Origin of the sequence: Roseateles puraquae, assembly GCF_002205845.1 — a bacterium.
GTDB classification, from domain to species: domain Bacteria; phylum Pseudomonadota; class Gammaproteobacteria; order Burkholderiales; family Burkholderiaceae_C; genus Pelomonas; species Pelomonas puraquae.
Genome location: NZ_NISI01000001.1, coordinates 279,413 through 291,179 on the forward strand (window position 1 = coordinate 279,413; position 11,767 = coordinate 291,179).

Consider the following 11,767-nt stretch of genomic DNA (forward strand, 5'->3'; position numbering starts at 1 on the left):
CGGCTGCCTGCAGCCGGCTCTTTTTTATCTGCGCTCGCGGCCGCTCAGTCCACGCGACGGCGGCGAGCCAGCAGCAGCGCCGCGCCGCCAACCATCAGCGCCAGACTGCTCGGCTCCGGCACGGCGCTGATGTTGTCCAGTGCGACGCCGGCGGCTGTGCCAGTCAGGTCAAAGGACAGCGCGGTGCCGCTGAAGCTGAGGCTGGTGGAGGTCCAGGTCGTGTAGTCCGTGCCATTGGCCGCCAGCGTGACCGACCCCAACAGGCTGCCCGTGCCGTTCAGGCCGGAGTAGGCCTTGATCTCGACCGACGCGCCGGTGGGGTTGGAGAAGTAGAAGTTCAGCAGGCCGTCCACGCCGCCGGCCACGTTCATGTAGGCCGCCGTGTTGGTCACGCCATCCAGCTGCGCGTAGGCCACGCCGAGCGGCGACGGGGCGCCCGCGTAGTAGTCGCCGCCCGCGAGGCCACCCAGGCCGTCGCCATTGGACAGACCCACCACATTGACGAAGCTGACGCCCTGGGCGGCGTAGAAGTTGTCGACCGTCTGGCCGTAGTCCCAGGTCTTCTCGAAGTCCACCAGGAAAGGGGACGCTGCAAAAGCCGGCGAGGCCAGGCCGAGTGCCAGTGCGAGGGTGGCGAGCTTCATCGAATGAACTCCAGAGCTTGAGGGTGGGGGCGGCAGGGCCGCTGCGTCTAAGTCGGCGCGAGTGTGGTGGGGGAAGACGACAGCCGCGTGACGCTGATCGCTAGCCAGCCGCGCCGGCTGACCCATGTCACCGGCCCGTCATCGGAGGCTGCGAACGTCAGGCGCCTTCTTCACGCACCACCGCCCGGGCCGCCCATGACCTCCCGCCGCCATCTGCTCCTTGCCGCCTGCAGCCTGCCGCTGGGTCTCTCCCGCCCCGTACAGGCCTGCGATTTCTTCAGCAGCCGTCTGCGCATCTGGCACCCCTGGACACGCGCGACGCGAGTCGATGCCGACAGCGCCAAGGTCTGCATGCGCTTTGATGAAGTGCGCGAGACCGACCGGCTGATCGGTGTCGAGACCCCCGTGGCTGGGGGGTGTCGACTGGCGGGGCCCGGCATCCCGCCGGACCGCGCCGGCCTGTCGCTGCTCATCAAACAGGGCGAGGAGATCACCCTCACCGAAGACGGCCTGCACATCGAACTGCTCGATCTCCAGCACCCGCTGCAAGTGGGGCGCTCCTTTGCGCTGCGCCTCATCTTCGAGTCGGCCGGTGCCGTCGAGACCGCGCTCAACGTCGACTACGCCGGCCCGCGATGAGCCTTCGGCAAGCGGCGCATGCGCCGTGATTCCGCGTCACGGCAAGGTCATGACCCGTCCCTAGCATCCGCCGCGTTCAAGCCCCCCTCACCTCTGGAGCTGCCTTCATGAAGACCGTGTTCACCAAGAGCCAGATCGCGCTGGCCGCCCTCGCTGCGATCAGCAGCGTGGCCGTCATCGCCCCGACCATCGCGACGGCCGGCAACAAGACGCCCGGCAAGTACGTCTCTGGCGACTTCCACAACCACACCACCTGCTCGGACGGTTCGATCTCCATGCAGAAGCTGGTCAAGAAGTCCACCGACAAGGCCGACACGCCCTGGGGGCTGGACTGGTTCGTGCAGGCTGGCCACGGCGGCACCGGCAACCGCAACTGCACGCTGGTGGAAGACGCTTCGCTGTCCACGCCGGCCTACCCCTTCGTCAGCGGCCAGGGCCCGACGACGACCTGGACCAACAGCATCGGTGCGGCCAACCTCAAGGGCAATGGCGGCGGCGTGGGTGGCAACGGCAACATGTGGCGCTGGCAATCCATCCAGGAGTACCAGTACCCGGTGATGGAGTACCTGAACGCACAGAAGAACCTGCCGCTGTTCATCGGCCTGGAGTCGGTGGTGGCCGGCCATGAGCACACCTCCATGTCCGTCATCACGGGCCAGATCCCGCAAGCCCTGGACAACGCCACGCTGCCCACCAGCGCCGGCTACGTGGCCCTGGGCAATGCCAACGCGCTGGCGCAGTGGTCCTACTGCTTCGATCGTGGCGACACCGACACCAGCCGCGGCAACACCACCGGCACGAGCACCGGCAACAACTGGAACTGCGCCGTGCCGGGCAGCGCCAACAGCGCCGACGTGAGCTGGAACAGCACCGCCCAGAAGCTGATGCCCAGCGGCAGCGGCGTGGGCTCGGGCGTGGGCACCAAGGGCCACCTGAAGACGCTGGAAGCGCTCAAGTGGATGAAGCAGTACCACCCCAATGGCAGCTACTACATCCCCGCCCACCTGGAGCGTGCCGGCCCCTTCAATCCCGACGGCAACAACGGCTTCAACGTCGAGCACCTGCGCAACTTCAACAACACCGCGCCGGACATCGCGTTCGGCTTCGAGACCCAGCCGGGCCACGGCGCCTCCGCCGAGCGCGGCGAGTACCGCCAACTGCGCAACGGCTTCACCGGCTCGGCCACCAATGTGGACTCGGTGGGCGGTACGACCTACGGCGGCACGGGCGTCTACGGCGCGCTCGTCGGCGGCGTGTGGGACGCGCTGCTGGGTGAAGGCCGCAACTGGTGGTTCTTCGCGAGCTCCGACTGGCACAACCGCGGCAGCTTCGGCCCCGATGACCGCCGCTCCACGCAAGACTTCTACCCGGGTGAATACCAGCGCACCCATGTGCTCGTTCGCAACGGCGGCGACAAGCTGCGCCCGCAGACCATCGTTGACGGCCTGCGCAGCGGCAACGCCTGGGCGGCCAGCGGCCAACTGATCGACCGCTTCGCCATGGTGGCCTGCGCCTCCTATGCCGGCCCGGCTGGGCGCAGCAATGCCGCCGTCGAAGCCCTGGCCGTGGCCGCCGCCTCGAACGCCACCGACGTGGATGCCACCGGCTGCGCCACCATGGGCCAGAAGCTCGTCGTGCGCCCGGGCGCCGAGATCGTGGTCAGCATCGCGCTGCGCGACCCGGCTGGCACCAACTACGCGCCCTACAGCTTCCCCAATCCCTCGCTGCTGCAGGTCGGCATCAACCGCCCGATCAACCAGCCCGTGCTGGACCACGTCGACCTGATCCGCGGCATGGTGTCGGGCTACCGCCAGCCCGGCGCACCTGACTACGCCGGTGAATGGCCGCGCAACACCGACTGGCTGAAGGCCGACGGCACGACTGCCGGCCTCTCGGCCGTGCCGGCTGCCGCCAAGAACACCACGGCCAGCGTCATCCGCACCTTCAGCGCCAATGGCAGCGCGCCGTGGGTGCAGGTGCAGTCGGGTGTGGACGGCACCGGGTTCCTGAAGATGACCTACCGCATCCCGGCCGTGCAGGCGTCGCAGTACGTCCGCGTGCGGGGCAGCAACCTGCCCGCCGCCGTGCCCTACGAGACCGATGCCAGCGGTAACCCGCTGTCCGATCTCTACACCAACGCCACCGTCACGGCCAACCTGCGCATTCCCTGCACGACCGTGGGCACCAACGTGCCGGCCACCGGCGTGACCTGGTCGCAGAGCAACGGGCCGATCGACGGCTGCCCCAGCCACCTGCCGGTGGTGAACGGCCAGAAGATGGTGGCCTACGACGTGGCGGCCTGGTCTGACCTCTGGTTCTACAGCAACCCGATCTACGTCGAGGTCAGCGGCTCCACGCTGGTCGCCGGCGTCAAGTAAGGCCAGCTTCGCGCGGCGCCACGCGCTGCGCGGGAGCCTCACCCGACGGGGTGCCGTGGCGACACGGCACCCCGTCGTCCTTGCTTGTCGTCGTTCTGTCTTGCAGCCTCACTAGCATCCGGCGCTTGCGCTTCGCCCTGCCGCCATGTCCACCCCGCTGCCCATCCGCCACGACCTCACCACGCCGACCTCCCGCCGCCTGCCTGGCTGGGCCCGCGAGCCGCTGTTGCATTTCCTGCTGATCGGTGCGGTGCTCTTTGGTGCAGACCACCTCATCAACGGCCGCCAAGGCGACAACCGCCTGATCGTCGTGGGCAACGATGTCACGCAGGAAGCCATCGCCACCTTCCAGGCCGCCCGCGGCCGGGCGCCTGATGCCAACGAGCTCAAGGCCCTGCAGCAGGTCTGGCTGGACAACGAGGTGCTCTACCGCGAGGGCCTGGCCCTGCAACTCGACAAAGGCGACAGCGCCATCCGCGAGCGGCTGATCTTCAAGGCGCTCAGCATGGTTGACAGCGGCGTGAAGCTGCCCCCCATCGACGACGCCGGCCTGCAGGCCTGGTTCGAGAAGAACCGCGTGAAGTACGACAGCCCTGCCCGCTACGACTTCCAGGAAGCCGTGCTCGACGGCGTGGCCGATGAAGCCGCCGTGCGCAGCTTCGTCAGCGCCCTGAACGGCGGCCTGCCGGGCGATGCCAAGGCCGGCCTGCGCGTGTTCAAGGGCCGCCCTCACCTCAATCTGGTGCAAAGCTATGGCGAAGATTTCGCCAAGGCCCTGGAGGCTGCCCCGCCGGGCCAGTGGCTGGCCCTGAAGAGCAAGGACGGCTGGCGCGCCGTGCGCATGGAGGCTGTCACGCCCGCCCAGCCGGCGCAGTTCGCCGCCGTGCGCAATGCGGTACAGCAGGACTGGACCGACGCGACGATGGCCGAACAACGCAGCGCCGCCGTGGCCGCCCTGGCGCGCAAGTACACCATCCAGGTCGAGGAAGCCAAGCCATGAGCCGCTGGATGCGCGGCTTGCGGCGGTGCTGGCTCGCCCTGCTGCTGGGCATGCTCACCGTGCCTGCCCTGGCGCATGAGATGAGCATGGCCGAGATGCAGCTGCGGGAAGTCGCCCCGGGCGATTTCCTGTGGCAGTGGGGCCCCAGCGAGAAGTACCCGCCGGGCCAGGTGCTGCGGCTGCAATGGCCCGAGGGCTGCACGGCCGATGCCACCCACGTGCGCTGCGGCGAACACGGCCTTGCCGGGCGTGTCAGCGTTGAGGGTGTCGGCGAGTTCTTCTCAGCCGTGCTCGTGAAGGTCAACTGGCGCGATGGCCAGACGCGCGTCTACACCCTCACCAAGGCGCAGCCGTCCGTGCAGCTCTACGGTGCCGCCAGCGACCCGCGCGGCATGGGCGAGATTGCTGCGGCCTACACCCTGCTGGGCGTCGAGCACATCCTGGGCGGCATCGACCACCTGCTGTTCGTCATCGGCCTGCTCTTCCTGGTGGGCTTCCAGCGCCGGCTGATCTGGACCATCACCGCCTTCACCGCCGCCCACAGCCTCACGCTGGCCAGCAGCGCGCTCGGCTGGCTCACGCTGCGCTCAGCGCCGGTGGAGGCCACCATCGCGCTGTCCATCGTGCTGGTCGCCGGCGAGGCGCTGCATCGCCGCCAGACGCTCGCGCGACGCTGGCCGGCGGTCGTGGCCTTCCTGTTCGGCCTGGTGCATGGCCTGGGCTTTGCGGGTGCGCTGCAGGAGATCGGGCTGCCCGAGAACCATCTGCTTGTCGCGCTGCTGACCTTCAACGTGGGCGTGGAGGTCGGCCAGCTCTGCACCGTCGGGCTCTGCTGGGCGCTGTGGCGGCTGACGAGCCGCTGGCCAGCGGTGCAGCAGCTGCGCACCGCACTGCTGTACGGGATTGGCGGCATCGCTGCGTACTGGTCGTGGCTGCGCATCGCGGCCGTGCTGGCTTGAGGAGGCGGTGGTGAAGGACGAAGTCTTCGGCCTCTTTCCCGTGCCGGTCATGCGCTGCCCGGGCGTGCTGCCGCCGCCGCTGGTGCAGGCCCTGGCCGAGCACTTCAGCCGCCAGGCGCAGCAGCCCAACAACAGCTCTGAGGGCCTGTCCCACACCCGCATGCTGACGCCCGCGGACAGCCCGCTGCTGGTAGATGCCGCGGCGCTGATCACGCCCAAGATCGCCGAGTTCGGCCAGCTGCTCTTTGGTGAAGCGCTGGGCTGGGCCATCAAGGAGATGTGGGTCAACGTGCTGGACACCGGCGGCCGCCAGGCCATGCACAACCACGCCAACAGCTTCGCGTCGGGCGTGGTCTACCTGACCGAGTCCGACGACTCGGCCCGCACCGTGTTCATGAAGTCGCCCGGCGGGCACGATTTCTCCCTCAAGAACGACCACGCCGGTGTCGTGACCGGCCCCTACAACGCCGAGAAGTGGATCAGCCCGTCGCCCAGCCCTGGCGACCTGGTGCTCTTCCCGAGCTATTTGATGCATGCCGTACCGCCCAATGCGGGTGGCCGTCGCATCACCATGGCCTTGAACGCCATCCCCACCCGACTGGAGAGCTGGGGTTACGCCCTGAGCTTCAACGGCTGAAGTGAAGCAGCCTCTGGCCCTGCTGCTGATGGCGGCCTCCGGGTTTGCCGGGCTGGGCTATCAGATCGTCTGGACACAGCAGTTCGGCCTCGCCCTCGGGCACGAAACGGCCGCGGTGCTGGCGGTGGTGGCGGCCTTCTTCGGCGGCCTCTCGCTGGGTGCGCTGGCTCTGGGGCGGCGCATCGAGGCCAGTGGCCGGCCGCTGGCCTGGTATGCGGGCTGCGAGGCAGTCATCGGTCTGTGGGGCGGCGTGCTGATGCTGAGCCTTCCGGCTGCCAGCCAGGCCGTGCTGGCGCTGATCGGGCCCGAGGCCTCCCCGGCCTGGCACTGGACCGTGGCCTTCGGCGCGAGCCTGTTGCTCCTGCTGCCGGCCACCGCTGCCATGGGCGCCACCCTGCCCGCCATGGCACGGCTGAGCACGGCCGGCCTGTCACCCCTGTATGCCGCCAACACCGCCGGGGCGGTCGCCGGCGTGCTGGTGACGGCACTGCTGCTGGTGCCCGCCTGGGGGCTGTCGCGCAGCACGGCGCTTTGCGTGGGGCTCAACCTGCTCTGCGCGCTCGGTGCGCCCGCTTTGCTGGCGGCGCGCCCTGCCGACACGGCGGCCACGCCGTCCTCAGGCCGTCCCCTCGTTCTGCTGGCTGTCACCGGCCTGCTGGGCATCGCCTACGAGGTGCTGTGCGTCCGCGTGCTCAGCCAGGTCCTGGAAGACACCGTCTACACCTTCGCCCTGCTGTTGGCCGTCTACCTCGCGGGCACCGCCGCGGGCGCCGCGGCCCATGCGCGCTCGCCTCGACTGCACCAGACACCCGCGCTGCTGCAGGCGCTTGCCACCAGCGTGCTGCTGGGCATGGGCGTGCTGTGGGGCGCCGACCTCCTGAAGCACAGCCTGCAACCGCTGCTGCCCGCCACGCTCGGCGGCGCGCTGGCCCTGGAGAGCCTGCTGGCACTGGCGGTGTTTGGTCTGCCGACCGCCTTGATGGGCGCCCTCTTCTGCCAGCTCAGTGCCGAAGCCCAGGCCGCGCGCCAGCCTTTCAGTCGTGCACTCGGCGTCAACACCCTCGGTGCCATGGCTGCCGCGCCGCTCTTTGGTGTGGCGTTGGCCGCCAGCCTCGGGCCCAAGGGCGCGCTGCTGATGGTCGCTGCCGGCTATCTGCTGCTGCAGCCATGCTGGCGGGACTGGCGCTGGCGGCTGCCCACCGTCGCCACCTTGGCCATTGCCGCATGGGCGCCGCCCATGGCCTTCGTCGAGGTCCCCGACGGTGGCCGGCTGCTGAGCTATCGCGATGGCGCCATGGCCGCCGTCAGCGTGGTGCAGGACGCCGACGGCGTCGCCCGGCTGCGCATCAACAACCGGCAGCAAGAAGGCAGCAGCGCCACCCAGCATGTCGACGGTCGCCAGGCCCTGCTGCCGCTGATGCTGCATGGCGAGCCACGGCGGGCCTTGTTCCTCGGCGTCGGCGCCGGCATCACCTCGGGCGTGGCGGCCCGCTGGCCCGGCGTGCAGGCCGACGCGGTGGAGCTGCTGCCTGAAGTCATCGAAGCCACCGCGCTCTTCCGGCCGGCCCTCGGCGCCGGCCCGGGCCCGCACGTCATCAACGCCGACGCCCGCCGCTTTGTGCGTACCGCGCCCACCCGCTACGACGTGATCGTGGCCGACAACTTTCACCCGGCCCGCAGCGGGTCGGCCGCGCTCTACACCGTCGAGCACTTCCGCGCCGTGCGGCAGCGGCTGAACCCGCAGGGCGTCTTCTGCCAGTGGCTGCCCCTGCACCAGCTGGATCTCGACACCCTGCGCGGCATCACGGCGAGCTTCCTCGCGGCCTACCCCGACGGCGTGGCCATCCTCGCGAGCCACAGCCTCGACACCCCCACCCTCGGCCTGGTCGGCCGCACTGGCCCGACGCAGTTCGCCATGCCCCCGCGGAGCGCGCTGGGCGCCCGCTTCGGCCTGGGCGAGCCCATGGCCGTGCTCGGCAGCCTGGTGGGCGACAACACGTCGCTGAGGCGCTTCGCTGCGGCCACGGCGCCCAACACCGACGACCGCCCTTGGGTCGCCTACCGCGCCCCACGGATCACGTATGTCCCTAACACGTCCCCCCGCGACCGGCTGATGGCGCTGCTCGGGCAGCTCAACCTGGACGACGGGCACTGGCTCGCGCCCGCCCATGCCGCCGATGCCGCCCTGGTCTCCCGCGTGCAGGCCTATGCCCGGGCGCGCCAGCACTACCTTGACCTGGGCCGCCGCACGGTGCCGAGCGCCGACCCGGCCGTGATGCTCGCACGCGTCGGCCCCGGGCTGCTCGCCGTGCTGCAGCAAAGCCCGGACTTCGAGCCGGCTGCCGAGCCGCTGCGGCGACTCGCGCAAGCCCTGGCCCCGGTCGACCCGGCAGCGGCCGAGCAGCTGCGGGCTGAGCTCGCGACCGTCCGTCCCCCGAAGGACGCCCGCTGATCGACTGTTGGGCCGGCGTCAGGCCTTCATGGCAAGCTGCGGGGATGCGCTGGGCTTTCATCACCGACATTCACGCCAACCGGCAGGCCTTCGAGGCCGTCCTCGCCGATGCCCGCACTCAGGGCGCCACCCACTTCGCGCTGCTGGGCGATTTCGTCGGCTACGGTGCTGACCCGGCCTGGGTGCTCGACCAGGTCATGGCGCTGGCCACCGAAGGCGCCATCGCCATCCAGGGCAACCATGACGAGGCGGTGGCCCATGGCAGCACGCCCGGCATGCACCCCGACGCGCGCGCCGTCATCGACTGGACACGCGCGCAGCTCGATGAAGACCACCTTCGTTTCCTGAGCCGGCTGCCGCTGCAGTCACTGGGCGAGCCGGGGCATTGCCTCTTCGTGCACGCCAACGCCTTCGACCCCAAGGGCTGGGAATACGTGCAGGGCCGCGCCGAAGCCGTCAAGAGCCTGCACGCGCATCCCGCACGCATCCAGGTGTGCGGGCATATGCACGACCCGATGCTGTTCCACCTGTCCGGCACCGGCAAGGCCGGCGATTTCCGGCCGGTGGCGGGCGTGCCGATGCCGCTGCCGACGCACCGGCAATGGCTGGTCATCCCCGGCTCCTGCGGCCAGCCGCGGGATGGCAATCCGGCGGCCTGCTATGCGCTGCTGGACCCGTCGCGCTCCGAGCTGGACGATGCCCGCATCACCTTCCAGCGCGTGGCCTACGACGTGGACGCCGCCTGCGCCGCCCTGCGGGCCAGCACGCTGCCCGGCGCCATCGCCGAGCGGCTGGCGCGCCGCCTGACCCTGGGCGAATGATGGGCGGCACGGCGCTGCCCACGCCGCCCGCGCCGCTGGAAGCGGGCCAGGTGCTGGACGGCTTCCGTTTGCAGGAGCGCCTGCACCAGGGCGGCATGGCCAACCTCTGGCGCGTCACACGCGTGGAGGGCGAGGACCCTGGCTTTGAGCTCCTGATGAAGGTGCCACGCATCAAGGGTGGCGAAGACCCGGCCACCATCGTCGGCTTCGAGGTGGAGCAGATGCTGATGCCGCAGCTCAGCGGCCCGCACGTCCCCCGCTTCGTGGCCCGCGGCGACTGGACGCGCCAGGCCTTCGTGGTCATGGAGCGCATCCCTGGCGACACGCTGCGCCCGCGGCTGGACGACGCGCCGCTCCCGCCCGAAGAGGTGGCCGACATCGGCGCCCGGGTGGCCACGGCCCTGGCCGCCCTGCACCGCCAGCATGTGGTGCACCTGGACATCAAGCCCAGCAACATCATGTTCCGGCCCGACGGCACCGCCGTGCTGGTCGACTTCGGCCTGAGCCGCCACGAGCACCTGCCGGACCTGCTTGAAGAAGAGTTCACGCTGCCGATGGGCACCGGCCCGTACATGAGCCCGGAGCAGGTGCAGTTCGTGCGCAACGACCCACGCAGCGACCTGTTCGCCCTGGGCGTGATGCTCTACCACCTCGCCACGGGCGAGCGCCCGTTTGGCCAGCCCAACTCGGTGCGCGGCCTGCGCCGCCGGCTGTTCGTCGAGCCCGTGCCGCCGCGCGCCATCCGGCCCGAACTGCCGGCCTGGCTGCAGGAAATCATCCTGCACTGCCTGGAGGTCAACCCGGAACGCCGCTACCAGAGCGCCGCGCAACTGGCGCTGGACCTGCGCGAGCCGGCCGGCGTGGCGCTGACGGCCCGCGCGGAGAAGCTGCGCGTGAGCAGCAGCATGCTCCGCCTCAAGCGCTGGTTCTTCGCTCTCGGGGCCGAGCCACCGCCGCCCGCGCCGGCCGGCCAGCAGCTGGCGCGCAGCCCCATCGTCATGGCGGCCGTCGATGTCGACAACGCCACGCCCGAGCTGCTGAGCCAGCTCTGCGAGACGGTGCGCCGCATCGTGCAGACCGAGGCCGGCGCGCGGCTGGCCTGCGTGAGCATCATGCGCGTGAACCGCATCGGCATCGACGAGCTGACCGACAAGCACGGCCAGAGCCTGCACGTGAAGCAGCTCATCGCGTTGAAGCACTGGGCGCGTCCGATCAGCAAGGCCCTGAACCTGGAGGACGGCCGGCTGACCTTCCACGTGCTCGAGGCGCCGGACCCAGCCGGCGCCATCATCGACTTCGCCCACCGCAATGGCGTGGACCACATCGTCATGGGCGCCCGCGGCTCGTCAGCGCTGAGGCGCTACCTGGGCAGCGTGTCGGGCCAGGTGGTGGCCGAGTCGGACTGCACGGTCACCGTCGTGCGCGAACCCGTCGGCGGCTGATCACGAGCATCGCCAGCAGCCCCGCCCCGAGCAGCGCCACGGGCTGGGGCTCGGGCACCGGCAACGCCTCGCCCAGCAGGCGGAACTGCAGGTCGGGGCCGAATGTCGCGCTGCCGTCCGACAGGGCACTGGCCGTGAAGATCGTGGCGTCGAGCGCCGCGTTGTAGGTGCTGAAGTTGTCGGTGACATTGAACGCGGGGTTGATGCCCAGCAGCTGCAGCTGCGAGGCGTTGGCACCCGTCCAGTCGCCCTGGGCGAACACCACCAGCACGAACAGGTTGCCGGCGTCCAGCAGGCCATTGCCACCCCCGCGGAAGTCCAGCACCCGGTGGCCCGACGCGGTGCCCGTCTGCAGGAAGCTGCTACCCAGGTCAGCTGCCGGCGTGTCGTAGCCGAAGTCGTAGGCGCCGCGCGTGCCACCACTGAGCGCCAGGTCGCCCACGGCCGCGCCGCTGCTGCCCGGGTCGACGAGGTGGCTCAGGGTCAGGAAGGCATCGCTGGTGCCGCTATACGTTCCCGGCGTCCAGCTGAACCCGACCTGGCCGGTGCGCACCGAGGGCCTGTAGCCGGTGAACTGGTCGCCATCCTGGCCGCTGACGTCGACATGCACGTCGTAGCGGGCATTGGCGTTGGAAAAGCTCAGGTCCGCGAAGCTCACCCAGTAGACCGACACGCGGTAGTCAAAGGTCAGCTCCGCGCGGGCGCAGAGGCTGGCGCTGAGCAGCAACGCCGCCAGCAGGCGAAGCGCGCATTGGATCCTGGTCATGATCATCCCCCGAAGTGATGCAGTGACTG

Annotated in this window: 10 protein-coding genes; 8 read left to right on the forward strand and 2 right to left on the reverse strand. The window is 70.1% G+C overall.

The genetic code is table 11. From position 1 onward, the window contains the following. Nucleotides 1-44: 44 nt before the first annotated feature. Nucleotides 45-644, reverse strand: coding sequence for a PEP-CTERM sorting domain-containing protein (locus tag CDO81_RS01290; protein WP_158218129.1), 600 nt, complete (start codon nt 642-644; stop codon nt 45-47). A gap of 195 nt (nt 645-839) precedes the next feature. On the opposite strand from CDO81_RS01290, the gene CDO81_RS01295 reads away from it, so the two are divergent. The 8 genes from CDO81_RS01295 to CDO81_RS01330 all read left to right on the forward strand — a co-directional run bounded on the left by CDO81_RS01295 (nt 840) and on the right by CDO81_RS01330 (nt 10,972). Continuing rightward, nucleotides 840-1,283: a copper chaperone PCu(A)C gene (locus CDO81_RS01295; protein ID WP_088481358.1), complete on the forward strand. Its 444-nt coding sequence runs from the start codon at nt 840-842 to the stop codon at nt 1,281-1,283. Between the two features lie 107 nt (nt 1,284-1,390). Then, complete coding sequence (locus CDO81_RS01300) at nt 1,391-3,661, forward strand: hypothetical protein (protein WP_088481359.1); 2,271 nt, start codon at nt 1,391-1,393, stop codon at nt 3,659-3,661. A 145-nt stretch (nt 3,662-3,806) separates the two neighbouring features. After that, complete coding sequence (locus CDO81_RS01305; RefSeq protein ID WP_088481360.1) at nt 3,807-4,661, forward strand: peptidyl-prolyl cis-trans isomerase; 855 nt, start codon at nt 3,807-3,809, stop codon at nt 4,659-4,661. Next, entirely contained in the window at nt 4,658-5,620 is a 963-nt protein-coding gene (locus tag CDO81_RS01310; protein ID WP_088481361.1) for a HupE/UreJ family protein, read from the forward strand. Before CDO81_RS01305 ends, CDO81_RS01310 begins: the two co-directional genes overlap by 4 nt. Nucleotides 5,621-5,630: 10 nt before the next feature. Continuing rightward, nucleotides 5,631-6,257, forward strand: coding sequence for a putative 2OG-Fe(II) oxygenase (locus CDO81_RS01315; protein WP_088482392.1), 627 nt, complete (start codon nt 5,631-5,633; stop codon nt 6,255-6,257). A 1-nt stretch (nt 6,258) separates the two neighbouring features. After that, nucleotides 6,259-8,709 carry a fused MFS/spermidine synthase gene (locus CDO81_RS01320; RefSeq protein WP_241516805.1) on the forward strand — a complete coding sequence of 817 codons (2,451 nt, stop codon included), beginning with the start codon at nt 6,259-6,261 and terminating at the stop codon, nt 8,707-8,709. 44 nt (nt 8,710-8,753) lie between these two features. Then, complete coding sequence (locus CDO81_RS01325) at nt 8,754-9,530, forward strand: metallophosphoesterase family protein (protein ID WP_088481362.1); 777 nt, start codon at nt 8,754-8,756, stop codon at nt 9,528-9,530. Next, nucleotides 9,527-10,972, forward strand: a complete 1,446-nt coding sequence (locus CDO81_RS01330; protein ID WP_338139973.1) for a protein kinase domain-containing protein — start codon at nt 9,527-9,529, stop codon at nt 10,970-10,972. The genes CDO81_RS01325 and CDO81_RS01330 overlap by 4 nt, the downstream gene beginning before the upstream one ends. On the opposite strand, the gene CDO81_RS01335 is transcribed toward CDO81_RS01330, so the two are convergent. Then, nucleotides 10,941-11,738, reverse strand: coding sequence for a PEP-CTERM sorting domain-containing protein (locus tag CDO81_RS01335; protein ID WP_158218130.1), 798 nt, complete (start codon nt 11,736-11,738; stop codon nt 10,941-10,943). The genes CDO81_RS01330 and CDO81_RS01335 overlap by 32 nt on opposite strands. Nucleotides 11,739-11,767 lie beyond the last annotated feature (29 nt).